The sequence below is a fragment of the Microbispora sp. CA-135349 genome (assembly GCF_050947365.1).
Taxonomy (GTDB): domain Bacteria; phylum Actinomycetota; class Actinomycetes; order Streptosporangiales; family Streptosporangiaceae; genus Microbispora.
In genome coordinates, this window is record NZ_CP192001.1 from 6,971,822 (window position 1) to 6,996,115 (window position 24,294).

Sequence of the window (24,294 nt, forward strand, 5' to 3'; positions counted from 1 at the left end):
AGATTCGCCCGCGTGGATGAGCAGGTGGACGAGCAGCTGGACGATCTTCGGCGTGAGCTGTGCGAGTACGGCCGGCGGGCGGCGGCCCTCGGGCTGGTGATCGGGACCTCCGGAAACCTGAGCGCCAGGCGGGACGACCTGGTCGTCGTCACGCCCTCGGGTGTGGCGCTGGACCGGCTGCGCCCGGAGGACTGCCCCGTGGTCGACCTCGGAGGACGGGTCGTCGACGGGGAGCGCAAGCCCTCCTCGGAGACGCCCATGCATCTCGCGCTGTACGAGGCGACCGGCGCCGGTGCGGTCGTGCACACCCACTCGGTCTTCGCGACCGTGGTCGCCTCGACCATGGCCGAGCTGCCGCCGATCCACTACAACGCCCTGCTGCTCGGCGGCACGGTCCGGGTGGCCCCGTACGCGACGTACGGCACGCCCGAGCTGGCGGGCAACGTCATCGCCGCGATCGAGGGCAGGCAGGCCGCCCTGATGGCCAGCCACGGCGCGGTGACCATCGGGGGCGGCATGAACGGCGTGGAAAGCCTGGAGCAGGCGTTCGAGGCGACGCGCCTGCTGGAGTGGTTGTGTGAGGTCTACGTCCGCGCCCTCGGCGTGGGCCGGCCCTCGGTGCTCACCGAGGACCAGCTCACCGCCGTCATCGAGCGCGCCCTCGCCGGCTGACGAAACCGGTCAGCCCAGCACGACCTTCCTGGCGAGGCCGAGCGGAAGCCCGCCGGAGCCCGCGATCGTGTCGTGGAAGGTCCGCAGGTCGCCCGCGTACTCGGCCCTGATCCGCTCGATCTCGAGGGCGCCCGTGAGGTAGGAGGGCGCCTGCGTGGGCCAGGCGCAGTAGCGGCTGACCTCACCGGCCGCGGTGCCCGGCGACAGCGACGCCTTCGTGGTCAGGAACTCCTCCGCCTGCTCGATCGACATGTCGTCGCAGTGCAGCGCGGTGTCCACCACGATCCGGGCGGCCCGCCAGATGCGGCAGTCGAGGTGGGCGAGCTCGGTCTGGGGCGTGTCGAAGTAGCCCTGCTCGTGCATGAGCTTCTCGACGTAGAGCCCCCAGCCCTCAACGAAGTAGGGCGTACGGAAGATCTTGCGGGCGCGGTGCGGGTTGCCGGCCATCCAGGACAGGTGCCAGTGATGGCCGGGGTAGGCCTCGTGCACGCTGATCGAGGGCATCTGGGCGCGCGAGTTGGTCCGCAGCCGCTGCCGCACCTGCTCCTCGGTGAAGCCGTCGGGGGTGTACGGCACGAAGAAGACGCCGTCGCGCGAGGACGACAGCGGCGGCGGAGCGAGGTAGCTGGCGACGGCGATGATGGGCCGCTGGAACTCCGGCGAGGGCTCGACCCGGCACAGCTCCCCCTCGGGGAAGGTCACCAGCCCGCGCTCGCGAACGAACTCGCGCGCCCGCTGCGTCTCGGCCTCATACTCGGCGCGCATGGCCTCCAGAGTCGGCGGATGGTCGTCCATGAGCGACTCCATCGCCTCCCGCCAGCTGCCGGAACCGAGGCGGGCGGCGACCTCCGTCATCCGCGCGTCCAGCTCGGCCCAGGCCTGACGGCCCTTCTCGTGCAGCTCGGCGGCGCCATATCCGAGCATCTCCTGCTCGCGCAGCAGCGCGGAGTAGAGCTCCTCGCCCATCCGCCAGGTGCCCCGGGCCTCGAATCCCTCCAGGAAGCGGACCAGCGCGTCGAACGCGTCGGCGGCCGGCTCGGCGGCCCCCGCCAGCCGCGCCCGCAGATCCGGGTCGCCGACCAGCGCGGGCAGCGTCTCGGTCAGGAAGCGGCGTCCCGTACGGGCCTGGTCGAGGCCGCGCTTGACCAGCAGGTCGGCGGCGAGCTCGGGGTCCAGGTTGGCCTGACAGGCGGCGAGCACGGCGGGCACCTCGGCCAGCCGCGCGACGGCGGCGTCGACCAGCTCGGCCTCCGGCTTGAGGCGCTGCTGGAACGGCGTGAACATCGACCCGAAGATCACCCCGAGGTAGGCGGCCGGTTCGCGCCGCCATTCCGGCCAGCGGGCCTGCGCGATCTGCCCGCGCAGGTGCGCGGCGACCAGGTCCCTGTCGATTTCGTCTTCCGGGCTTTCCGGCGTCGCCTCCGACAGCTTGCGCAGCCACTCCTCCGCCGCCCGCTCCCGCGCGACGAAGGCGGCCTCGCTGAGGTCGCCCAGCGTGCGGTCGTATCCGTCGGCCCCGAGGAGGGCCGCCCTGACCGGGTTCTCGGCCAGGTACCAGTCGATGAACTCGTCCACCAGCGTCATAGCGCCCGACTCTATCCGCGACACTTGTGTGGAAGCCCCCAGAAAAGGAGCGATTGGTGCCCCTGCAGATCACCGGCGCCCCCAGCGACCCCGACCTGATCCGCCTGCCGTGGGACGTTCCCCTGGAGGAGTGGCCCGTCCACCACCTGGTGACGCTGCCCCGCGGCATCTCCCGGCACGTGGTGCGCTTCGCCCGGCTCAGCGGCCGGGTGTACGCGATCAAGGAGATCAGCACGCGGTACGCCAAGCGGGAGTATCAGCTGCTGTGGGACCTGGCGCGGCACGACGCCCCCGCCGTCGAGCCGGTCGCCGTCGTCACCGGCAGGACCGCCCCGGACGGCTCCGAACTGGACTCCGCCCTGATCACCCGGCACCTGCAGTTCTCTCTGCCGTACCGCGCCGTGCTGTCGGGCTCGGTGCGGCCCGACACGCTGATCCGCCTGCTCGACGCGCTCGCCGTCCTGCTCGTACGGCTCCACCTGACCGGCTTCTACTGGGGCGACTGCTCGCTGTCGAACACCTTGTTCCGGCGGGACGCCGGGGCGTTCGCGGCCTACCTGGTGGACGCCGAGACCGGTGAGCTCCATGCGGCGATCAGCGAGGGCCAGCGGGCCCACGACATCGATGTGGCGCACGTCAACATCTACGGCGAGATGCTCGACCTGGAGGCGGGCGGGCTGCTGCACCCGACCATCGACCCGCTGGCCTTCGCCGAGCAACTCGTCGAGCGCTACCACCGGCTGTGGGACGAGCTGACCGAGGACGAGATCATCGAGGAGGTCGACTGGCACCGCGTGGACCAGCGGGTGCGCCGCCTCAACTCCCTCGGCTTCGACGTCGCCGAGATGATGGTGCGCCGCAAGGCCGGCACCTCCCGCCTCATCGTCCGGCCGAAGGTCGTGGACGCCGGGCACCACCAGCGCCGCCTGCTGCGCCTGACCGGCCTCGACGTGGAGGAGAACCAGGCCAGGCGGCTGCTCAACGACCTCGACTCGTTCCGGGTGTCCACCGGCCTGCGGCACGAGGACGAGGCGATCGTGGCCCATCGCTGGCTGGCCGAGGTGTTCCAGCCGGTGGTGAACGCGATCCCGGCCGACCTGCGGCGCAAGCTGGAGCCGGCCCAGCTCTTCCACGAGGTGCTCGACCACCGCTGGTACATGTCGGAGGCCGCGGGCAAGGACGTCGGCTTGGAGGCGGCGGTGCGGTCCTACGTGGACAACGTCCTGGTGCACAAGCCGGACGAGAAGGCAGTCATCGTCACGGCCGATCCCCTGTCTCCGTAGAAGCCGTCTCCGTAGAAGCCGTCTCCGTGAGAGATTCCAGATAGGCTGCGGCCTCCGCGATCCGGTCCTCGCCGAAGACGCGTATGCCGTTCAGCTCCAGCAGCGCGGTCGTCACGCCCTGCCCGGGGGTGGTCCTCCCCCGGTGGCCGCCGTCGTAGATCCGCAGCGATCCGCACGACGGGCTGCCCTCCTTGAGGATCGCGACCCGTACGCCGAAGGAGCGGGCGACGGCGAGGGCCTGCCGCGCGCCGGACAGGAACGGGGCGGTCACGTCGTCGCCCTCCGGCGTCAGGATCCGGGCCGCGCCCGCGAGGACGGCCGCGCCGCCCGCGCCGCTTTCGATCTCGGCGGGCGGACGGGGAACGGGCAGCCCTCCCTCGACCTCGGGGCAGAACCGCACCAGCCGCCCCTCCGCACGCCAACGGGCCAGCAGCTCGTCGTCGCTCGTCTTGGCCCCGCCGTCGTACCGCACCCGGCTGCCGAGCAGGCAGGCGCTGACCAGAATCCGTTCCACGCCCCCATTCTGGCCGCCGTACGGTGGGTGGGCGCGCCCGCCCCCGAGATGAAGAAATTTCACGAAAATCGGGATTACCATTCCGAGAGGAACAATTCTTATTCTGCCGGACTAATCCATTTATCCGAGCCGTTTTCGACTCGGGGTGGCCATCCACCTGCTCCTCTAATGTTGGCCGCGCTGTATCGGCGAGGCGAGGCGAGGAGTTGCGGGTTGATCGGGATAGAGGACTGCCTCTCCGAGGCCATGTCGATCCCGGGGGCGCTCGGGGCCATTCTCGTGGACCACACCAGTGGCATGGCCGTCGCGGGGAAGGGGGTTCCCGATCCCGGGAGGGCGGCCGCGGGGCTCAGCGAGGCGTACCGCGCCACGCTCGACGGGATCGCGATGGCGTCCCAGGAGACGGGTTTCCGGATCGAGGACGTGATCGTCACCACGGGCACGGCCTATCACCTGGTGCGGCCCATGGAGATGATGTTCGACGGCCCGCTGCTGCTGTGCCTGCGCCTGGACGTGGAGCGGTCGAACCTCGCCCTGGCACGCCGGCGGCTGCGCACCATCACGGACGAGCTGGTCGCGTCCTGATGGGAGTCTGACCGGTGGCCGCCCCGACTCTCGACGCCGTGCTCACGGGCCTCGCCCAGGATGAGGCCACCGGCTCGCTGCGCGTGGGCAAGGAGGGCACGGTCTACTACGCCCGCGGCCGGGTGGCGTACGTGGAGTGTGCGGCCACGCCCGGTGTGGAGGAGTTGATCGGCGCGTCGGGCCGGATCAGCGCGAACGGGATGCGGCGCACGCGGCAGGAGGCCGGCCCCGGCGGCGGCGGCGCCCTGCTCGTGGACAGAGGGGTGCTCAGCCGGGGCGAGCTGGAGTTCTGCGTGCTGTCCGCCACGCTCGACGCGGCGTTCTTCCTGCTCGCGCCGAGAACGATCAGGACCAGGTTCAAGGAGGGCGACGCTCACTGGCTCGGGGTCCACTGGTTCTTCGACGTGCCGGGGCTGCTGCGCGAATGCGCGAGGCGCCGGGCCCGGCTGGAACGGGCCTGGCCCTCGGCCGAGCTGGACGCGCGTCCGGTGACGCCCCTGCGGCGGATCCCGGGCACGCACGCGCTGCTCACCCGGCTGCAGTGGGAGCTGCTGCTCGCCGCGGACTCCACCGCCACACCGGCCGACCTGGCCCGGCGCCTCGGGCGTCCCGCCTATTCCACGCTGCTGGCCGTACGGGAGCTCGCGGCGGCCGGGCTGGTGGCGACGGGCGGGACGGCGGGCGGGATGGCGGGCGGGACGGCGGCGTTGCCGAAGCGCACGTCCAAGCCGTCCGCGCCGCCGGCGCCCCAGCGGGCCGGCTCGGGGGGACTGCCGCAGGTCAACGGCGACGCGGCCGACGTGAACCTGCTGCTCAGGCTGCGTGACGCGCTGGAGGCGCTGTAGTGATCGGGTGGCTCAAGCGGGCCGGAAGGGGTGTCTCTGTGGACCTGCGCCACGACATACACGAGGAGCTGATCGTCCTGCGCGAGCGGGCGCCCGAGATCACCGGAGCGCTCACCTGCACGGTCGACGGCATGCTCGTGACGACGGACCTGGCCGCCGGCACCGAGCAGACCGCGGCGCTCACGTCGGCGCTGCTGTCGCTGAGCCGGAAGATGACCGATCTCGCCGGAATCGGGCGGCTGGAGGAGACGCTGATCTCCGGCGCCCAGGGGCACACCGCGTGCTACGCCGCGGGCCCCACGCTCGTCCTCACCGTTCTCGCAGGCCAGGGCGCCAACCTCGGCCTGCTCCGGATCGAGGGACGCAGGGCGGCGAACAAGATCGCCGCAATCGTCGAACGCGGATGACAACCGAGACAGGAGAAGAGACATGGCGAACATGGACGTCTCCCTGAAGGAGATGCTCACCATCGACGGCGCGATCGGCGCGGCGGTCGCCGACTACGGGAGCGGGATGGCGCTGGGCACGCTCGGCGGCTCCAAGGACCTCGACCTCCAGGTGGCCGCCGCGGCCAACACCGAGGTGGTCAAGGCCAAGCTCCGCGCGATGGACGCGCTCAAGCTCAACGACGGGATCGAGGACATCCTCATCACGCTGGGCACGCAGTATCACATCATCCGGCCGCTGGCCGGCCGCGGCGGCAAGGGGCTGTTCCTCTACCTCGCCCTCGACCGCAACCGGGCCAACCTCGCGATGGCCCGGCACCAGCTCCGCGCGATCGAGGACAAGCTCGAGGTCTGAGCCCGCGCTCAGCTCCGGCCGGTGAGTTCCGTGATCGCCTCCGCGATGACCGGCCAGAGCGGTTGGGGCAGGTCGTGGCCCATCCCCGGGAAGGTCAGCAGCTTCGCGCCGGGGATGGCGTCCGCGGTCGCGATCCCGCCTTCGAGGGTGACCAGCGGGTCGTCCTCGCCGTGGATCACCAGCGCGGGCACCGAGAGCCCGCGCAGTCCCTCCGTACGGTCGCCCGACCTCCGGATGGCGATGAACTGCCGGGCGGTGCCCGCGGGGTCGAAGGCCCGGTCGTAGGCCTCCGCGGCCACCCGGGTGACGCGCTCGACGTCCATCTCGTAGCCGGGAGAGCCGATGACCCGCGCGGTCTCGACGGCGCGGGCGAGCGCCTCGTCGCGGTCCTGCGGGGCGGGCGCCGTCAGCGCGGTCATGGCCGCCTCGGTCGCCTGTCCCACCCGGGGCCCCGGCGTGGACATGATCGAGGTCAGCGTACGCACCCGGGCGGGGTGGCGGATGGCGAGGGCCTGGGCGATCATGCCGCCCATCGACGCGCCCACCACGTGGGCGCTCTCCCAGCCCAGCACGTCCATCAGGCCGGCCGTGTCGTCGGCCATGTCGTCCAGCAGGTACGACGTGACCGGCGCCTGGCCGTCCGCCGGGGTGAAGTGGGTGGACAGGCCGGCGTCCCGGTTGTCGAACCGGACGACCCGGTGGCCGGACTCGACCAGCAGCCCGATCAGCTCCTCTGGCCAGCTGATCATCTGTGCTCCGAGCCCCATGATGAGGACGACGGGACGTCCCCCGGGCTCGCCGAACACCTCGTAACAGATCTCGATGCCGTTCGCCGTCGCACGCATGCGAGCAGAATTACATTCGGTTTGCCCTGCCGCAAGCGGGTCATGACCGGATCTGTACGGTTGTGTGGTGTGGTGTCGCAAATGACCCGCCGACGGCGGATACTCGTTCTTCTCATCTGCTGCATGAGCCTGTTGATCGTGTCTCTCGACAACACGATCGTCAACGTCGCCCTGCCGTCGCTCGGGCACGACCTGCACGCGCCGGTCTCCGGCCTCCAGTGGACGGTGGACGCCTACACGCTGACGCTCGCGAGCCTGCTCATGCTGGCCGGCTCGACGGCCGACCGCGTGGGCCGCCGCCGCACGTTCCAGACCGGCCTTGTGATCTTCACCGCCGGGTCGCTGCTGTGCAGCCTCGCCCCGAGCCTGGGCTGGCTGGTGGCCGCCCGGATCGTCCAGGCCGTCGGCGGGTCGATGCTCAACCCGGTGGCCATGTCGATCATCACGAACACGTTCACCGACCGCAGGGAGCGGGCTCAGGCGATCGGCGTGTGGGGCGGCGTGGTCGGCGTCAGCATGGCGCTCGGACCGGTCGTCGGCGGGCTGCTCACCGACGCGGTGAACTGGCGGGCCATCTTCTGGATCAACGTGCCCATCGGGTTGCTCGCACTGTTCCTGACCTGGCGCTACGTCCCCGAGTCCAAGGCGCCGTCGGCCCGCGGGATCGACCCCGCCGGGCAGATCCTGGTCATCGTCCTGCTCGGCACGCTCACGTACGGGATCATCGAGGGTCCGGCCGCCGGCCCCGCGGTGAGCGCCGTCTGCTTCGCCGTCGCGGCGGCGGCCCTGGTCGCGCTGGTCGTCTGCGAACTGCGCAGACCGGAACCGCTCATCGACATGCGGTTCTTCCGCAGCGCGCCGTTCTCGGGCGCGGCCGTCATGGCGGTGGCGGGGTTCGCCGGCCTGGGGGCCTTCCTGTTCCTCAACACGCTCTATCTGCAGAGCAATCGCGGACTGTCCGCCCTCGCCGCCGGGCTGTGCACGCTGCCGGTCGCGGTGACCACGACGATCGTGGGGCCGCTTTCTGGCCGGCTCGTCGGCACCCGCGGCCCGCGCGTGCCCCTGATCGTCGCGGGCGTGTGCCTGACCTCCGCCGGGGCGCTGCTGTCCCAGGTGACGCTCACCACCCCGCTCCCCCTGCTACTCGGGATCTACCTGGTCTTCGGCGTCGGGTTCGGCATGCTCAACCCCCCGATCACCAACACCGCCGTCTCCGGGATGCCGCTCGCGCAGGCGGGCGTGGCCGCCGCGGTCGCCTCGACCAGCAGGCAGGTCGGCCAGTCTCTCGGCGTGGCCATCGCGGGCTCCGTGGTCTCGGGCTCCGTGGTCTCGGGCTCCGTGGTCTCGAACGCCGTGGTCTCGGGCGCCGCCGCGAACGGCGCCTTCGTCCCGGCCGCGCACTCGGCCTTCCGCGTCAACGCCCTGTACGGCCTGATCGTGCTGGCGGTCGCCCTCCTGACCACGGGCCGCTGGGCCAGGGCCACGGCCGAGCGTACGGCGGCCAGGCTCTCGGAAAGCCCGCAGGTCACCCTGTCACGGGGGTGAATCCCGCGTCTGCGAGGACCCTGCGGCCCTCGTTGGACAGGACGAGGTCGACGAACTCCCGGGTCAGGGCGAGCCGCTCGGTCCCGGGGACGGTCGCGATGAGATAGTCCTCGACCGCCTTGGCCGCCTCGGGGAAGTCCACGCCCTCCACCGTTCCCGCCGCCGCCTTGATGTCCGTACGGTAGACCAGCGCCGCGTCCGCCTCGCCGCGCCGCACCCTGGCCAGCGCCTTGGCGGCGTCCTGCTCCCGGGCGACCGGCGTTACGGTCACTGCGGCGGCGGCGAGCGCGGTGCGGGCGCCCTCCCCGCATGGCGCCGGCGACGCGCACAGGGCCACCCTGACGCCGGGAGCGGCCAGGTCCTTCAGGCCCGTGACGTGGGCAGGGTTGCCGACCGGCACGGCGATCCGAAGGCTGTCGCGCGCGAAGACCCGCGGGGCGGGCGCCCCCGACCCGCGCATGGCCGCAGGACCGGCCGCGGCGAACAGATCGGCCGGGGCTCCCCGGACGATGCGCCGCGCCAGCGCGGGGCTGCCGCCGAAGTCGAACCGGACGGCGACGCCGGGGTGGGCGGCCTCGAACGCCTTGCCGAGCGAGCCGAACGTCCCGGTGAGCGAGGTGTCGGCGAACACGGTGAGCGTCTGCCTTCCACCGCCACCCCCGCAGCCGGTCAGGGCGAGCAGCAGCAGCGCGAGCGCCAGGGGCGGTGTGACATGGTTCACCTTGGGATATATGCCCTAAGAAGGCGTTTAGAGGTCATGCCTGGCGAAAGACTCCCTATTGGACATAAACCGCCCGAGTGAGGAGAGACATCTTGAGCGTCAACCCTTCCTCCAGAATGCGTGAGAGCAGTCAGCCCTGGCTTCATCAGAGGGGCACCGAGATACAGGGGTTCGGGACCGTGCGCGACTTCCCGGTCGGGCTGCCGAGGGAAACGCGCGAATACTCCTGTCAGCGCCTCAACCAGATCCTCGCCGACACGCAGATCCTCTACAGCCTGTACAAGAAGCACCACTGGCTCATGCGGGGGCCGACCTTCTACCAGCTGCACCTGCTCCTGGACAAGCACGCGAGCGAGCAGCTGCCGATCATCGACGCGATCGCCGAACGCATCCAGACCCTCGGCGGCGTCGCGGTCGGCGATCCGCGTCAGGTGGCGGAGATGACCGTGATCCCGCGGCCGCCGGACGGCGTGGAGGAGGTGCCCGCCATGCTCTCCCGGCTCCTGGAAGCGCACGAGACCATCCTGGTCGCCGCGCACGACGCCGCCTCCCGGGCGGACGAGATGGGCGACGACGGCACCAACGACCTGCTGGTCTCCGAGGTCATCCGCACGGGCGAGCTGCAGGCGTGGTTCCTCGCCGAGCACCTCGTGGACACACCGCTCGTCCGCACCTGACTTTCCCACGTCGCCCGAGCGTCACCCGGTGACGCTCGGGCGGCCGTTCTCGATGTGTCCCATCAGCCGCCGGGCGAACCCGTCGTGCCCCGCCACGCCGATCACGAGGTCGTACCACCCGGCGGGCGCGTGCCACCCGACGCGGGCGGTGTCTCCCGGCGCGATCCGGACCGCACGCGCGACGCCGTCATAGGCCAGCGGGGTGACCGACACCTCGACGGGGAAGGCGCCGGGCAGGGATACGGGGTTCGCCACGGCGATCACGAGGGTGCGGGCGCCGGCGTCGACCGCGCTGGTGACCTCAACCGGGTCGGACGTCCCGCCGCGGAACTCCCGGCGGAATCCGTTCGGCCCGACGAGCACCAGGTCGTACGACGGGCAGGGGAAGTAGACCGCCTCCTCGGCCGTGCCGAGCACGTCGAAGTGCGCCGGCCTGGCGAGCTCGCCCAGGTGGCCGTACAGGATGAAGTGGGCCGAGGCGGCACCGGAGTTGCGCATCGTGATCTCCACGGACCGCGCCCGTACGACCGCGTCGGCGTCCGGCTGGTACGGCAGCGCGCGTGCGGGCTTGACTCCGGGCTCCTGCACCGGCATCCGCTGCTCGGCGGGCACCTGCGGATACCACCGGTTCCCGGCCGGCCGCGGAGTGGCCGCGGTCTCCACGGAAGGCGGGGCCATGGGGGCTGTGAGATCGAAGGGGGAGGTGAAGTCGAACGCTGAGGTGAGGTCGCCCGCCACCCGGCGCCGCCATGCCGCGATGGGCGCCGTGATCCCGAACCGGCGCTCCAGGAACCGCACGGTCGAGGTGTGGTCGAACGTCTCGGAGCAGACGTGGCCGCCCACGCTCCACGGCGAAACGACGATCATGGGGACGCGGACGCCGAGACCCATCGGACGCCCGCCGACGAACTCCTCCGAGGTGCCGTCGGGCGGGACCGGCGGCGGCACGTGGTCGAAGAAGCCGTCGTTCTCGTCATAGGTGACGAACAGGGCGGTCCGCGCCCAGACCTCGGGATGCGACCCCAGCGCGTCGAGCAGCTTGTGGACGACCCGTCCGCCCTCCACGGCCGACGACCCCTCTGGGTGCTCGGAGTCGGCGAGCGAGGGCACGACGTACGACACCGCGGGCAGGCGCCCGGCCGCCACGTCGGCCGCGAACCAGTCCCCCAGACCGCCCGCGGGCGCGCGGCGCAGCGCCCGGTCGTAGAGGTCGCGGTCGGCCGGTTCCAGGGCGGCCACCCGCTCCGCCAGCTCCGCGAGCAGCGGCGCGGGGTTCTCCGCCGCCCGGACCTTCTCGTAGAAGGAGCGCATGCTCCCCAGCCCGATCCGGTCCGCCACGGCCATGAACGGCCGGAAGAACTCGAGGTTGTTGCACTCGTAGTTGTCCCACTCCTGGTACACCTGCCAGGTGTGCCCGGCCCGCGTCAGCAGTTCGGGCACGGTGACCCAGTCGTAGCCCGGATGCCCCTCCGCGCCCTCGGACGCGACGTTGTCCAGCGCGCGCTGCCGGGTGCCCGGCTCGTAGCCCGTGTAACCCGACATGTGGTAGTTGCGGTTGGGCGTCGTCGAGGTCAGCAGCGAGCAGTGGTAGGCGTCGCAGATCGTGAACGTGTCGGCGAGCTCGTAGTGGAAGGGCAGGTCGCGCCGGTCGTAGTAGGCCATCGAGCCGGGCCCCTTGCTGGGCACCCAGGCGTCGTTCCAGCCCATGGCCCAGGCGTTCTGGGTGCCGAGCCAGGTGTGGTCGTGCGTGTCGAGCAGCATCGGGTCCGCCCCCGCCCGCTCGGCCGCCTCCCGTACGGAGAAGGGCAGCACGCCGTCCTGCTCGAAGATCGGCCGCCGGGCCCGGGTGGACACCGCGTTGCGGTCCCCGAATCCCCGCACCCCGCGCATCCGGCCGAAGTAATGGTCGAACGAGCGGTTCTCCAGCATGACGAAGACGACGTGTTCGACGTCGGACAGGCTCCCCGGGGGGACCGGCCGGGCCAGCGCCCGGAGCAGGGAAGGCGGCAGAGAGGATCCGGCCGGCATGGGCGCCCCTTCATCAGGAATCACGCGAAACGCCCACAACCTAACAGCGGCCCCTTTTCACACGAGTACGCGCCGGCGCGCCTCGGCGGGCGGCGGCAGGTGGACGCGGCCCAGCTCGCGCAGCGCGCGGGCGGCCCCGGCGCGGCGGGCCAGGGTGAGGGACCGCCGGGCGAGGTCGGCCGCCCGGTCCCGCTCGTGCGCCTCGGCGTACGCGTGCGCCGTGCGGGCCAGCACGTACGCCGTGAGGTAGCCGGGCGCGGCCGGGGCCGGCTCGCCTTCCAGGATCGCGATGGCGCCGCCCGGCCGGCCGAGATCGACCAGGCACCCCGCGCACAGCTCCGCCGGCGTCTCGACGGGCGCCTCGCGGCCGGTGGGCTCCCCCGTCCTGTCCGGGTCCTCCGGCTCCTCCGGCTCCTCCGGCTCCTCCAGGCACTCCTCCAGGCAACGGTGGCACAGCTCCACCTCACCCCTCAGAGCGTGCGCCCGTGCCTCGTACCGCCGGGACAGCCTCTCGACCTCCGCCGGGACGCCCGTACGCTCACGGGCGGCGACGGCCGCCGCGACGACCTCGCCCGGGCCGGCCGCGTCGACCAGGCCCGCCCGCTGCAGGAGCGCGAACATCTCGGCGAGCGGGTCCTCCGACTCCCGAGACTCCCGGATCGCGCGGTCCGACCAGGCCCGCGCGCCGGACACGTCGCCCGCCTCGTGCTCCATGCGGCTGATCAGCTCCGCGTCCCGCGTCGCGAGCGCCGGCAGTGCCCGCCGTACCAGGGGCGCGGCGTCCCTGCGGAACGTCTCGACGCCCGCCAGGACCGGCCCCAGCGCGGCGGCGACGTCGGCCGGTCTGCTGTCCGGCGCGGCGCAGGCGCCGGTCAGCCGCTCGAAGTAGCGGATCGTGCCGGTGTCGGCGCGGGCCGGACGCTCGATCGCCCGCCCGACGCGTTCCTCCTCCTCTTCGGGAAAGAGCCCGGGCACCAGCGGGATCCCTGTGACGTGGTGCCACAGGGTCGTGCCGGAGGACGCGCCGACGAACAGGTCCGCCTCGTCCATGCCCAACACCCGGCACAGCAGCTCGGCGTGGCCGGCGTCCGGCCGCCGCTCCCCCGCCTCCCACGCGCGCACCGCGTCCGAGGGTAGCCCGGGCTCGGTCTCCCCCGCGGCTTCGATCAGCCGTTCTTCCAGGTCCCGGCGGCTCCACAGCCGGCCGCGGCGAAGTGCCCTCAGCCGTGCGGCCCACAGCGGGACGTCAATGGCGATCATTGGCGGCACCCCCGGTTCTGTCGGTGCCGAGCAGTACGTTTGCGGCGTGCTGACCCGACGCGAGCTCAACCGCGCCCTGCTCGACCGCCAGATGCTGCTGCGCCCCAGCGACGTCAAGGCCCTGGCCGCGATCGAGCACCTGGTGGGCATGCAGTCGCAGGCTCCTCTCTCAGCCTACGTCGGCCTGTGGACCCGCCTGCGGAACTTCCGGCACGAGGACCTGGCCGAACTGCTCACCGAGCGCACCGCCGTACGGATCGCGTTGATGCGCGGCACCATCCACCTTGTCAGCGCCGACGACTGCCTCGCCCTGCGCCCGGTCCTGCAGCCGCTCCTCGACCGGCTGCTGCGCACGTCGCGCGGCCGGCTGCTGGACGGGGTGGATCTCGGCGAGGTGGCGCGCGTCGCCCGTGAGCTGATGGAGGAGCGGCCGCTCAGCTTCGCGGAGCTGGAGGAGCTGCTCGGCGAGCGGTGGCCGGGCCGCGACGCGCTGGCCCAGGCCGTGCGCGCGGTCGTGCCGCTGGTGCAGGTCCCGCCGCGCGGGGTGTGGGGTGCCTCGGGCCAGGCCCGGCACGTCCCCGCCGAGTCATGGCTGGGCCGCCCGCTCGGCGACGGCTCGGCCGCCGGCGACATGGTGCTGCGTTATCTGGCCGCCTTCGGGCCGGCGTCGGTGAAGGACGTGCAGGCCTGGTCGGGCCTGACCGGGCTGCGCTCGGTGATGAAGGGCCTCGACCTGGTCACGTACCGGGACGAGAACGGGGTGGAGCTGTTCGACCTGCCCGGGGCGCCGCTGCCCGGCGCGGACGCCGAGGCGCCGGTGCGGTTCCTTGGGGAGTTCGACAACCTGCTGCTCTCGCACGCCGACCGGACACGCGTGATGGCCGAGGAGCACCGCCCTCGGGTCTTCACGATCAACGGGATCATCCGCGCGACGATCCTGGTCGACGGTTTCGTGGCGGGCCTGTGGCGTATTGAACGGGGGCGCGTCGAACGGGGGCGCGGGCAGGCCGGGGAGACCGCGGTGCTGGAGATCGAGCCGTTCGCGCCGCTCGGCGCCGCCACGCGCGACGCCCTCGCGGCCGAGGGCGAGCGCCTGCTGGGCTTCGTGGCCGGCGACGCCACCGCGCGCGACATCCGCTTCCTGGAATAGAACCCTCTCCGGGATGGGCGCTTTCCGGGGTAGGACCTATGGCGTGGAGACCCTCTCAGTGGCGGTGGACGCGCAGGCGAGCCCGGAGCGGGTCTTCGCCGTGCTGACGGACTGGCCCCGGCACCATGAGTGGATGGTGCTGACCCGGGCGTGGGTGGTCGCCGGAGACGGCCACAGCAGGGGAAGCAGACTCGCGGCGGCCACCGGAGTCGGCCCGCTGTCGTTCGTGGACACGATGGACGTCACCGGCTGGCGTCCGCCGCACGAGGTGGAGGTCCGCCACACGGGCCGTGTCGTGCGCGGCATCGGCCGGTTCCACGTGCTGCCCCGTCCCGGCGGCGGGAGCAGGATCGTCTGGGAGGAACAGCTCCACGTCCCCTTCGGCCTGGCCGGGCGGATCGGCTGGCGGGCCGCCGGGCCGGTGAGCGCGTTCTTCCTGCGTCTGTCCCTGCGCCGCCTCGCCGCCCTCGCCCTGCGTGCCTAATCGAGCGCCATGTCGAAGAAGCGGCGTTCGAGGGCGGTCGCCCGGCGGAAGACGTCGAGCACTCCGGCCCGGCCGTCCTCGTCGAGGCCAGGGCCGAGCCGGTCAAGCTCACGACGCAGGAAGCCCACCCACGCCTCGAACTCCGGCCCGCTGTGCAGGTCGATCCACTCCCGGTGGACGAAACTCTCGGCGGACCCGATGGTCCGCGAGGCCCAGCCGAGGTAGGTCCACTCGGCCACGCACAGCACCGCCAGGATCAGCGGGTAGTCCTGGCTCAGGCGCACCTCGTCCATCAGGGCCCGGAACTCGATCGTCACCGGCTCCAGTGCGGGCGGAGTGAGCTCGCCGCCGAGCGCGTCGAGCGCGCGGTGGAAGTAGCCGCGCTCGGTGTCGGCGACGGTCTGCCCGAGGAAGCGGCCCACGGCCACCCGCGACTCGAAGGTGTCGGCCGCGGCGACCGCGGCGCCGAGCAGCGCCGTGAAGGCGTCCACGAACTGGAAGTCCTGCTCCAGGTAGCGGCGCATGTCCGCGGTGCCGCTGTGGATCGCGGCCGCGAAGGGGTGCGTGACCACCGCGGTCCAGTCCGGCTCGCTCTCCGACCGCAGCCATGCGCTGAACGGCGTACTCGATCCCTCGGTCATCCGCCATCTCTCCCCGTGTCCCGGCGTGAACGTTTCACAATGATCTCAAAACCCGCCGCCCGCCTCCACCTGCCGAACCGTGCTGAGCGCTCGGGGCAGAGGGAAACCCACCCGGACGAATCCGTTGACCGGCACTTAACAGGTCCGTAATTTAATGCGTGTTGTTCCTCCTCATGAATGCTGTTCTCATTCATGAACCCGCCCTCGCGGGACCAGGAGTAACCCCCTCGGTCAGGGGTCCTGCACGACATGCAAGGAGCTCGGCTTTGAGAACCACAACCAGAACCGGAGTCGGGGTGGTCGGCACCCTTGTCGGGGTCGCCGCCCTGGTCGGAGGCGTCTTCACCGGCGTCTCCAACGCGGCGCCGAGCGCGGGCGCCTACCGGATCGTGAACGGCGCGAGCGGCCTGTGCCTCACGGTTCCGGGCAGCAGCGGCTCCGACGGCGTGCAGCTCACGGTCTCCGGCTGCAACGGCGCGAGCAACCAGACCTGGAACCTGTCCACCCAGGGCAGCGGCTTCCGCATGGCCGCCGGCAACAGCGGCAAGTGCGCCGGGGTCGCCGGGGCCTCCACCTCCGCGGGCAAGGCCGTCCAGCAGGAGTCGTGCACCGGCTCCTCGTCGCAGACCTGGGAACTCACCGCCTCGGGCTCGGCCTATCGGGTGGTCAACGCCAACAGCGACAAGTGCCTGAACACCAAGGACAACTCCACGTCTTCAGGCGCCCTGGCACAGCAGAACTCCTGCGACTCGGCCGCCACCAAGCAGTGGACCCTCCAGCCGGCCGGATCCACCCCCTCGCAGACGCCCACTACCACGCCGACGAGCAGCCCGACGGCCTCGCCGAGCGCCACACCGACGGGCGGCCCGACCACTCCGCCCACCACCGGGCTGATCGGCTGGGCGACGCAGGGCGGCGGCACGACCGGCGGCGCGGGCGGCGGCACGACGACGGTCACCTCCCTGACCGCGCTCACCACGGCCGTGAAGGGCGACGCCGCGAAGACCGTCCAGATAAACGGCAACTTCACCTGCTCCGAGGACGTGCGGGTGGGCGGCAACACCACCCTCGTCGGCGTCGGCTCAAGCTCCGGGCTGACCGGCTGCGGCGTCAACATCCGCGACGTCTCCAACGTCGTCGTGCGCAACCTGAAGATCTCGAAGGTGCAGGCGGGCAACGGCAACGGCGACGCGATCCACCTCGACAACGCCAAGCGCGTGTGGCTCGACCACAACGACCTGTCGAGCGACACCGGCCACGGCACGGACTACTACGACGGCCTGCTGGACATCACGCACGGCTCCGACTACGTCACCGTCTCCTGGAACACGCTGCACGACCACGTCAAGTGCTCGCTCGTCGGCCACAGCGACAACAACGGCTCCGAGGACACCGGACACCTGCGCGTGACCTACCACCACAACGCGTTCCAGACCTGCGCCCAGCGCAACCCGAGGGTGCGCTTCGGCAACCCGGTCCACGTGTTCAACAACTACTACTACAAGAACCCGTCCTACACCGACTACAGCTACGGCATCGCCTCGACCTGCGGCGCCGGGGTGCTCGTCGAGGGCAACTACTTCGAGAACATCGCCGAGCCCACCCACACCTCCGAAGGCTCGTCGCCGGGCGGGTCGATCGTCGCCCGCAACAACTACTTCGTGAACTCGGGCACGCCGCAGACCTCCGGCAGCGTCGCCTCCATCCCGTACGCGTACACGGTGGACAACCCCAGCGGCGTCAAGGCGAACGTCCTCGCCAACGCGGGCACCGGCAAGATCTAGTCCCAGTCCCACGGGTATCGGCACGTCCCTGTGCAGCCCCGGAGGCCGCGGTCACCCCGCCGCGGCCTCCTTTCGCCTGTCAGTCGACGAGACCGAGGTACGCGAACACAGCGGAGACACTACTCAGCATGACATTGTCACGTCACGCTGTGATCAGGACGACCGATACCGGGAGGAGCTCTTCTCGCAAGGCCGGTCAGCCGTCGAGGGCGGCGCGTTCGGCGTCGGTGAGCAGGCGGGAACGGATCAAGAAGCGCACGCCCTCGGGCGCCTCGAGGGAGAAGCCGCTGCCCCGGCCGGGGACGACGTCCACGGTCAGGTGGGTGTGCCGCCAGCGCTCGAACTGGCTCGCCGACATCCAGAACGTGACCGGCTCGTCGACGCCCTCGACGGTCAGCGAGGCGAGCAGCACGTCCGAGGAGCCGGTGCGGAACTCGCCCTCCAGATAGCACATCGGGGCGCTGCCGTCGCAGCAGCCGCCGGACTGGTGGAACATCAGCGGGCCGTGGGCCGCCCGCAGCCGCCGGATGAGGCCGGCGGCCGCGGGGGTGAGGTCCACGCGGGACACCTCGGGCATCAGAAGAGGCCGAGCTTCGAGGGCGAGTAGCTGACCAGCAGGTTCTTGGTCTGCTGGTAGTGGTCGAGCATCATCTTGTGCGTCTCCCTGCCGATGCCCGACTGCTTGTATCCGCCGAAGGCGGCGTGGGCGGGATAGGCGTGGTAGCAGTTCGTCCAGACCCGCCCGGCCTGGATGGCCCGGCCGGCGCGGTACGCCTTGTTGACGTCCCTGGTCCACACGCCCGCCCCGAGGCCGTACAACGTGTCGTTGGCGATCTTGATGGCGTCGTCGAAGTCGGTGAACGAGGTCACCGAGACGACCGGCCCGAAGATCTCCTCCTGGAACACCCGCATGTGGTTGGCGCCCTCGAAGATCGTCGGCTCGACGTAGTAGCCGCCCGACAGCTCGCCGCCGAGGTCGGCGCGGTGCCCGCCGGTGAGCACCTTGGCGCCCTCCTGCCGGCCGATGTCGAGGTACGAGAGGATCTTCTCCAGCTGGTCGTTGGACGCCTGGGCGCCGACCATGGTGGCCTGGTCCAGCGGGTGACCGCGGACGATCTTCTCCGTACGCTCGACCGCGGCCTCCAGGAACCGCCGGTAGTGGCCCTGCTGAATGAGTGCCCGTGAGGGACAGGTGCACACCTCCCCCTGGTTGAGCGCGAACATCGTGAAGCCCTCCAGCGCCTTGTCGAAGAACTCGTCGTCGGCGGACGACACGTCGTCGAAGAAGACGTTGGGGCTCTTGCCGCCGAGCTCCAGCGTGACGGGCTTGATGTTCTCGCTGGCGTACTGCATGATCAGCCGCCCGGTGGTGGTCTCCCCGGTGAACGCCACCTTCGCGACCCGCGGGCTGGAGGCCAGCGGCTTGCCCGCCTCGACGCCGAACCCGTTGACGATGTTGAGGACGCCCGGCGGAAGGAGATCGGCGACCAGGCTCATCCAGTAGTGGATCGACGCCGGGGTCTGCTCGGCCGGCTTCAGGACCACGGCGTTGCCGGCGGCCAGCGCCGGCGCGAGCTTCCAGGCGGCCATCAGGATCGGGAAGTTCCACGGGATGATCTGTGCGACGACGCCGAGCGGCTCGTGGAAGTGGTAGGCCACGGTGTCCGCGTCGATCTCCGACAGGCTGCCCTCCTGGGCCCTGATCGCCCCCGCGAAATAGCGGAAGTGGTCGATCGCCAGCGGGATGTCGGCGGCCAGCGTCTCCCGGATCGGCTTGCCGTTCTCCCAGGTCTCGGCGACGGCGAGCCGCTCCAGGTTCTGCTCCATGCGGTCGGCGATCCGGTTGAGGACGTTCGCCCGCTCGGTCGTGGACGTACGGCCCCAGGCGGGGGCGGCGCCGTGCGCGGCGTCCAGCGCGCGCTCGACGTCCTCGGCCGTGCCGCGCGCGACCTCGGTGAAGGTCTGACCGGTCACCGGCGTGGGGTTCTCGAAGTACCGCCCCCGCTGCGGCGGGACGTACTCACCGCCGATCCAGTGGTCGTAACGCTGCTCGTACGCCATGAGGGCGTCCGGCTGTCCCGGCGCGGCGTAACGGGTCATGAGAGGACCTCCCGGACAGGGTGTGGGTCGGACGCCCCGGACGTTAGTCGCGGGCACGTTGCCAAGATGTTGCGTCCCCGTTCCCCGCCGTCCTACTGCCAAATCTCGCCTAAGATCACCGGCCGGATTCCGGCGGACGGTGGCAGGCTGGACGGCGTGGACGACGTCTGGGATCTGGTGGTCATCGGTGCGGGCCCGGCGGGTTCCGCCGCCGCGTTGCGGGCCAGGCAGCTCGATCCGGACTGCCGCGTGCTGCTGCTCGACCGGGCGGCCTTCCCACGTGACAAGGCCTGCGGCGACGGCATCGCGGCGCACGCACGGCAGGAGCTCGCGCTGCTCGGGCTGCCCGGCCTGCTCGACGACCACCGCCCGGCGCCGCGTCTGTCGGTGACGTCGCCCGGTGGAGCCCACGTCTCGGCCGTCGTCGCGCGGCCCAACCACGTGGTGCCCCGCCGGGTCTTCGACGCCCGGCTGGTCGAGGCGGCGCGGGCGCGCGGCGTGGAGGTCCGCCGCCACCGGGTGCGTACGCTGACCACCCTCGGCGAGCACGTCGTGCTCGACGGCCACCTGGTCGCCCGCACGGTCGTCGCCGCCGACGGCGCCAACTCGGCCGTACGGCGGCTGATCGGCGTCCCGCCGAGCCCGGACCGGCACACCGCCATCGCGGTGCGCGGATACGCCGACGTGCCGCCGGACGACGACGTGCAGGTCATCGTCATGCAGGGGGAAGCCTGGCCGGCCTACGCCTGGTCGTTCCCGGTGGGCGACGGCACGGCCAACGTCGGCTACGGCCTGCTGCTGCCGGCTTTGCGCGACGACGACCGGCCTGGCCGCGAGATCCTGCACGGTCGGCTGCGCCGGCTCCTGCCTCAGCTGGGTGAGATCGGCTCACCCGTCCGCGATCTGCGGGCCCATCATCTGCCGTTGTCCAGCGGGCGGCCGGTGCCGGGAGCGGGCCGGGTGCTGCTGGCGGGCGACGCGGCGAGCCTCGTCAACCCGCTGACCGGCGAGGGAATCTACTACGCGCTGCTGTCGGGGCGGCTGGCCGCCGAGTCCGCGGTCGGTTCGCCCGGCGATCCGCTGCGGGCCTACCGGCGTGGGCTGCGCCGGGCGCTCGGGCGGCATCTGCGTACCACCGACGTGCTCGCACTGGCCGCCCGCTCCCCCGGCTTCATCGACGCGGCGATCGCCGTCGCGGCCCGGCGGACCGAGGTGTTCGACCTGCTCGTGGACGTCGGGCTCGGGGCGGGCACCGTGCCACCCCGCCTGGCGGCGGCGGTCGCCCTCCGCTGGCTCGGGAATCTCACCTGAACGGCAGGCCGTACTCCGCGTCGAGGTCGCGCACCCGCCGGGCGGCCCGCGCCCGGGCCGGGGATCCGGCGGGCAGTGCGGCCAGCAGCGCCTGCCAGGCGACGATGTCGTCCCTCCCCCACGGCGCGCGCGTCCACCGTTCGAGCAGGCCGGGGTCGCGCCGGGCCACCAGCAGGTCGCGTACGCCGTCGTCGAGCAGGCGGCGCTGCCAGACGACGCCGGGCGCGTCCGAGCCGGGCAGGAGCGGCCCCCGGTAGGCCCGCAGCGCGGCGCCGGCGTCCGCGGCGGCCAGGTGCTCGGCGAGCGCCTGGAAGTCGGCCCGCACCGGCACCCGCAGCCGGTACGGACGGGAGTCGAGCAGCGGCCCGAGCCGGTGGCGCAGCCGCGACAGCTCCGCGCGGAGCGTGACGGGATTCAGCATGCGGCCGCCGTACAGCTCGGCACTGAGCTGGTCGCTGCTCAGCCCCTCCGGATGGCAGGCCAGCAGCACGACGATCTCGCTGTGCCGGGGACCGAGCCTGATGCGGCGCGCCCCTTCGGCGAGCACGGCGTCGTCCCGGCCCAGGGCCGTGAGCGTCACGGCGGGCGCCACCGCCGGAGCCGGGATTGTAGCCAGATGAGCCTCGGCGGCGCGGGCCGCCGCCTGCACGAGGGCCAGGCTGTACGGACTGGCCAGGTTGTCGCCGCCGGTGACGTCGACCGCGCCCAGCAGGCGGCCGGTGTGCGGATCGTGGATGGGTGCGGCGGCGCAGGTCCACGGCTGCACCGGCAGGGCGAAATGCTCGGCCGCGAAGATCTGCACCGGATGGCCGACCGTGAGGGCGACGCCGGGGGCGTTGGTGCCGGCGTGGGACTCGTCCCACCGGGCCCCGGCGACGAAGTTCATCCGCTCGGCCCGGGCCCGCGCTCCCCGATGGCCCTCGACCCACAACAGCCGGCCGGCCGCGTCGCACACCGCGAGCAGGTGCCGTCCGTCGTCGGCGATCCCGCCCAGCAGGTCGCGGAACAGCGGCAGCACCCGGGCCAGCGGATGCGCGTCGCGATACTCCTCCAGTTCGGCGTCGGTGAGCTCCAGCGGCGCGAGCGCGTCCGGATCCACCGCCCGGGCGGAGCGCCGCCACGAATCGGCCACCACCGCGCGCACGGGCCCGTCGATCGCGCCGGCCGACAGGAAGCGTTCGTGGGCACGGCGCAGCTCGCCGGTGCGTTCCGCCGCGTCGGCCCCGGGCTCAAGCGCGAGCCATGGATTGGTCACGGCGCCCTCACTCTCCGCGTCTTCAGGCGCCATCGTCACCCACGCCCGGGGCGCGCGACAAGGGCCCGTCAGGCGGAGGCCCAGAGGTCCTTGTCGATGTCGCCGGCGGCCTGGGGGCCCATCAGGCCGAGCCCGCCGTCCACGAACAGCGACGCGCCGGTGACGTACGACGCGGCCGGTCCGGCCAGGAAGGCGATCACCTCGGCGACCTCGCGGGCGTCGCCGGGGCGGCCGAGCGGGTAGCCGGGCCGGGTGTCCGGCCGCGGCGGCCGGTCCTCCTGCCCGGTCATCGGAGTCGCGATCTCTCCCGGTGCGACGGTGTTGACCGTGATGCCGTGCCTGGCCAGCTCCAGGGCGAGCGTGCGGCTGAGCATGCGCAGACCACCCTTGGCCGCGCAGTACGGCCCGGCTCCGAGGCGGGGGTAGTCCTCGTGGACGCTGGTCACGTTGACGATCCGGCCGCCCGCGCCGCGTTCGATCATCCGGCGGGCGGCCCGCTGCGAGCACAGGAACGGCCCGTCGAGGTCGACCGCGAGAACCGACCGCCACCGGTCGTAGTCGATCTCCAGCAGCGGCTCGGCCGTGCCGGTGCCGGCGTTGTTCACCAGCACTCCGAGGCCATCCAGCTCGTCGGCGAGCTCGTCGATCACGGCCGCCGCCGCCACCGGGTCGATCAGGTCGTGCCGCCGGATCGCGGCGCGGCGTCCCTGCTCCGCGACCTGTTCCGCCGTCTTTAGCGCGCCCTTCTCGTCCTGGTGATAGGTGACGCCCACGTCGAAGCCATGGGCGGCGAGCGCCACCGCGGTCGCCCGCCCGATCCCCGAGTCGGCCCCGGTGACGATCGCCACCCTGTCGTAGTCGAAGCGTGAAATCGGCGCCGTCGTGTCCACCATGGGCCCGGCGTACCCGGGAGGTCCTCCTTCACACGCCCCGGCGGGCGCGCGCCATGGCGGCCAGGCGCGTGCGCTGCTCCGGGGTGAGACGCGCCAGCCGCTCACGCGGATCCGGCCGCGTCAGGAGCGCGTCGGCGCCGATCAGCGCCTCGGCGTGCTCGGCCACGACGCGCACGGAGTCCTCCGACGCGGCGTCGGCCGCGAGCGGCGCGATCCGCTCCCGGTAGCCGCCGTCGGCCGCGGAGTCGAGGGCCCGCGCCAGCAGGGCGGCCGTCCGTTCCTCGTCCCAGCGCGACACCGGCAGCCACTCCGCGACGCGTGCGCGGTCCAGCCGCTCGGCGTTGTCCGGGCGGTCGACACCGTGCGCGAGCAGCACCTGCGGGGTCGCCGACGACAAGGCCCTGGCGAGCGTGCCGATCCCTCCGTGGTGGACGACCGCGGCGACATGGGGCATGACCGTGGCGAACGGCGCCGACGGCACCCACTCCACCCCGTCGGGCAGCGACTCGGGCTGGAACGTCGGGTGCCGGTTCACCAGCAGGGCCTTCCTGCCGATCCGCCGGCACGCCCGCGCCGCCACCTCGTAGAAGCGATCGTGCAGCACCTGCCCGGTGCCGCCGGTGATCAGCACGGGCGGCTCGGCCCAGCCGGGGACCGGCCCCTCCGCCGTGTCGCCGAGCACGAACCCGCAGCGGACGACGCCCTCCGGCGCCGGCTGGCCCGCGGCGTCGAACCATTCGGGCCACAGCGCGAGCTGGGTCCTGACGCCCGTCAGATAGGCGGTCCAGTCGCGGACCGGGCGCAGGCCGAACGCCCGGAAGACCTCGTCGTATCCCTCCCCGAGCACGCGCCGGAAGAGGTCCGCGAGCACCGGCAGCGAGACGTACTGGTGAGGCGTGACGGACACCAGCGCCACCGGGACCCCGCGCAGCTCGGCCGCCATCAGCGCGGCGATGCCCGAGGTGTGCCGGGCGACCACCACGGTGTCCCCCGGCCGGTAGTGCGCCTCGATCATGCGGACCTCGTCGGCGAGCAACTCGAACAGGCCGTTGCGCCGGTAGAGCGCGAGCACCCCGTCGGGGTCCTTCAGCGGATCGAGCATGTATCGCCGGGCGTCGTCCAGATGCCGGTCGTAGCCCTCCGCCGTGTCGATGGGCAGGTGCCGCAGGCCCGCGGCGGCGATCCGGTCGGCGAACCAGGAGTGCGTCATCACGATGACCTCGTGGCCGCGCTCCGCGAGCTCGCGCCCGATCCGTACGAACGGGAGCACGTCGCCGTTGGTGCCGTGGGTGCTCAGCAGCATCGTGGCCATGCGG

At 72.2% G+C, this 24,294-nt stretch carries 24 protein-coding genes; 12 read left to right on the forward strand and 12 right to left on the reverse strand.

Features of this window, described 5'->3' with window-relative positions; all coding sequences use genetic code 11:
• The first annotated feature begins 12 nt into the window (after positions 1 to 12).
• Positions 13 to 672 (forward strand): class II aldolase/adducin family protein, encoded by a 660-nt coding sequence (locus ACQPZZ_RS32075; RefSeq protein ID WP_432925246.1) that lies wholly within the window; start codon positions 13 to 15, stop codon positions 670 to 672.
• A gap of 9 nt (positions 673 to 681) precedes the next feature.
• Here ACQPZZ_RS32075 and ACQPZZ_RS32080 read toward each other — a convergent pair whose 3' ends face one another.
• Positions 682 to 2,256: a DUF885 domain-containing protein gene (locus ACQPZZ_RS32080; protein WP_432925248.1), complete on the reverse strand. Its 1,575-nt coding sequence runs from the start codon at positions 2,254 to 2,256 to the stop codon at positions 682 to 684.
• 56 nt (positions 2,257 to 2,312) lie between these two features.
• On the opposite strand from ACQPZZ_RS32080, the gene ACQPZZ_RS32085 reads away from it, so the two are divergent.
• Positions 2,313 to 3,539 (forward strand): DUF4032 domain-containing protein, encoded by a 1,227-nt coding sequence (locus tag ACQPZZ_RS32085; protein WP_432925249.1) that lies wholly within the window; start codon positions 2,313 to 2,315, stop codon positions 3,537 to 3,539.
• Here ACQPZZ_RS32085 and ACQPZZ_RS32090 read toward each other — a convergent pair.
• The gene (locus ACQPZZ_RS32090) at positions 3,514 to 4,053 is read right to left on the reverse strand and encodes a DUF523 domain-containing protein (protein WP_432925251.1); all 540 of its coding nucleotides are present in this window, start codon (positions 4,051 to 4,053) and stop codon (positions 3,514 to 3,516) included. The two genes, ACQPZZ_RS32085 and ACQPZZ_RS32090, sit on opposite strands and share 26 nt — an antisense overlap.
• Before the next feature lie 213 nt (positions 4,054 to 4,266).
• Here ACQPZZ_RS32090 and ACQPZZ_RS32095 point away from each other — a divergent pair, with 213 nt between their 5' ends.
• The 4 genes from ACQPZZ_RS32095 to ACQPZZ_RS32110 are packed head-to-tail and all read left to right on the forward strand — an operon-like array spanning position 4,267 to position 6,284.
• Positions 4,267 to 4,638, forward strand: a complete 372-nt coding sequence (locus tag ACQPZZ_RS32095) for a roadblock/LC7 domain-containing protein (RefSeq protein WP_432925253.1) — start codon at positions 4,267 to 4,269, stop codon at positions 4,636 to 4,638.
• Between the two features lie 14 nt (positions 4,639 to 4,652).
• Positions 4,653 to 5,483 carry a MarR family transcriptional regulator gene (locus ACQPZZ_RS32100; RefSeq protein WP_432925255.1) on the forward strand — a complete coding sequence of 277 codons (831 nt, stop codon included), beginning with the start codon at positions 4,653 to 4,655 and terminating at the stop codon, positions 5,481 to 5,483.
• Positions 5,484 to 5,521: 38 nt separating this feature from the next.
• A complete protein-coding gene (locus ACQPZZ_RS32105) occupies positions 5,522 to 5,890 on the forward strand; it encodes a roadblock/LC7 domain-containing protein (RefSeq protein ID WP_363648039.1) in 369 nt (122 codons plus the stop codon).
• Positions 5,891 to 5,912: 22 nt separating this feature from the next.
• A complete protein-coding gene (locus ACQPZZ_RS32110) occupies positions 5,913 to 6,284 on the forward strand; it encodes a hypothetical protein (protein ID WP_363648037.1) in 372 nt (123 codons plus the stop codon).
• Between the two features lie 8 nt (positions 6,285 to 6,292).
• Here ACQPZZ_RS32110 and ACQPZZ_RS32115 read toward each other — a convergent pair whose 3' ends face one another.
• Positions 6,293 to 7,129, reverse strand: a complete 837-nt coding sequence (locus ACQPZZ_RS32115; RefSeq protein ID WP_432925257.1) for an alpha/beta fold hydrolase — start codon at positions 7,127 to 7,129, stop codon at positions 6,293 to 6,295.
• 81 nt (positions 7,130 to 7,210) lie between these two features.
• Between ACQPZZ_RS32115 and ACQPZZ_RS32120 the strand changes: the two genes are divergently transcribed.
• Positions 7,211 to 8,674 carry an MFS transporter gene (locus ACQPZZ_RS32120; RefSeq protein ID WP_432925259.1) on the forward strand — a complete coding sequence of 488 codons (1,464 nt, stop codon included), beginning with the start codon at positions 7,211 to 7,213 and terminating at the stop codon, positions 8,672 to 8,674.
• On the opposite strand, the gene modA is transcribed toward ACQPZZ_RS32120, so the two are convergent.
• Positions 8,655 to 9,395 (reverse strand): molybdate ABC transporter substrate-binding protein, encoded by a 741-nt coding sequence (gene modA, locus ACQPZZ_RS32125; RefSeq protein WP_432925261.1) that lies wholly within the window; start codon positions 9,393 to 9,395, stop codon positions 8,655 to 8,657. The two genes, ACQPZZ_RS32120 and modA, sit on opposite strands and share 20 nt — an antisense overlap.
• Before the next feature lie 116 nt (positions 9,396 to 9,511).
• On the opposite strand from modA, the gene ACQPZZ_RS32130 reads away from it, so the two are divergent.
• Complete coding sequence (locus ACQPZZ_RS32130; RefSeq protein WP_432934622.1) at positions 9,512 to 10,072, forward strand: Dps family protein; 561 nt, start codon at positions 9,512 to 9,514, stop codon at positions 10,070 to 10,072.
• 21 nt (positions 10,073 to 10,093) lie between these two features.
• Here ACQPZZ_RS32130 and ACQPZZ_RS32135 read toward each other — a convergent pair whose 3' ends face one another.
• Both ACQPZZ_RS32135 and ACQPZZ_RS32140 read right to left on the reverse strand, forming a co-directional pair.
• A complete protein-coding gene (locus ACQPZZ_RS32135; RefSeq protein WP_432925263.1) occupies positions 10,094 to 12,100 on the reverse strand; it encodes a phosphocholine-specific phospholipase C in 2,007 nt (668 codons plus the stop codon).
• A gap of 57 nt (positions 12,101 to 12,157) precedes the next feature.
• Positions 12,158 to 13,360 (reverse strand): hypothetical protein, encoded by a 1,203-nt coding sequence (locus ACQPZZ_RS32140; protein ID WP_432925265.1) that lies wholly within the window; start codon positions 13,358 to 13,360, stop codon positions 12,158 to 12,160.
• Positions 13,361 to 13,406: 46 nt separating this feature from the next.
• Between ACQPZZ_RS32140 and ACQPZZ_RS32145 the strand changes: the two genes are divergently transcribed.
• Positions 13,407 to 14,510 (forward strand): winged helix DNA-binding domain-containing protein, encoded by a 1,104-nt coding sequence (locus ACQPZZ_RS32145; protein ID WP_432925267.1) that lies wholly within the window; start codon positions 13,407 to 13,409, stop codon positions 14,508 to 14,510.
• A 43-nt stretch (positions 14,511 to 14,553) separates the two neighbouring features.
• Complete coding sequence (locus ACQPZZ_RS32150; protein ID WP_432925268.1) at positions 14,554 to 14,994, forward strand: SRPBCC family protein; 441 nt, start codon at positions 14,554 to 14,556, stop codon at positions 14,992 to 14,994.
• Here ACQPZZ_RS32150 and ACQPZZ_RS32155 read toward each other — a convergent pair.
• Entirely contained in the window at positions 14,991 to 15,635 is a 645-nt protein-coding gene (locus ACQPZZ_RS32155) for a TenA family protein (protein ID WP_432925270.1), read from the reverse strand. The two genes, ACQPZZ_RS32150 and ACQPZZ_RS32155, sit on opposite strands and share 4 nt — an antisense overlap.
• A 266-nt stretch (positions 15,636 to 15,901) precedes the next feature.
• Here ACQPZZ_RS32155 and ACQPZZ_RS32160 point away from each other — a divergent pair, with 266 nt between their 5' ends.
• Positions 15,902 to 17,419 carry an RICIN domain-containing protein gene (locus ACQPZZ_RS32160; protein ID WP_432925272.1) on the forward strand — a complete coding sequence of 506 codons (1,518 nt, stop codon included), beginning with the start codon at positions 15,902 to 15,904 and terminating at the stop codon, positions 17,417 to 17,419.
• 196 nt (positions 17,420 to 17,615) lie between these two features.
• Here the strand turns inward: ACQPZZ_RS32160 and ACQPZZ_RS32165 are convergent, their stop codons facing one another.
• Positions 17,616 to 17,996, reverse strand: a complete 381-nt coding sequence (locus ACQPZZ_RS32165) for a DUF779 domain-containing protein (protein WP_432925274.1) — start codon at positions 17,994 to 17,996, stop codon at positions 17,616 to 17,618.
• Positions 17,996 to 19,519, reverse strand: coding sequence for an aldehyde dehydrogenase (gene adh / locus ACQPZZ_RS32170; protein ID WP_432925276.1), 1,524 nt, complete (start codon positions 19,517 to 19,519; stop codon positions 17,996 to 17,998). Before adh ends, ACQPZZ_RS32165 begins: the two co-directional genes overlap by 1 nt.
• Before the next feature lie 156 nt (positions 19,520 to 19,675).
• Here adh and ACQPZZ_RS32175 point away from each other — a divergent pair, with 156 nt between their 5' ends.
• A complete protein-coding gene (locus ACQPZZ_RS32175; RefSeq protein WP_432925278.1) occupies positions 19,676 to 20,830 on the forward strand; it encodes an NAD(P)/FAD-dependent oxidoreductase in 1,155 nt (384 codons plus the stop codon).
• Here ACQPZZ_RS32175 and ACQPZZ_RS32180 read toward each other — a convergent pair.
• From ACQPZZ_RS32180 to ACQPZZ_RS32190, 3 genes are all read right to left on the reverse strand, one after another.
• Positions 20,823 to 22,085, reverse strand: coding sequence for a GAF domain-containing protein (locus ACQPZZ_RS32180; protein ID WP_432925280.1), 1,263 nt, complete (start codon positions 22,083 to 22,085; stop codon positions 20,823 to 20,825). The two genes, ACQPZZ_RS32175 and ACQPZZ_RS32180, sit on opposite strands and share 8 nt — an antisense overlap.
• A gap of 68 nt (positions 22,086 to 22,153) precedes the next feature.
• Entirely contained in the window at positions 22,154 to 22,978 is an 825-nt protein-coding gene (locus tag ACQPZZ_RS32185) for an SDR family oxidoreductase (RefSeq protein ID WP_432925282.1), read from the reverse strand.
• A gap of 28 nt (positions 22,979 to 23,006) precedes the next feature.
• A complete protein-coding gene (locus tag ACQPZZ_RS32190; RefSeq protein ID WP_432925284.1) occupies positions 23,007 to 24,290 on the reverse strand; it encodes a glycosyltransferase in 1,284 nt (427 codons plus the stop codon).
• Positions 24,291 to 24,294: the final 4 nt, after the last annotated feature.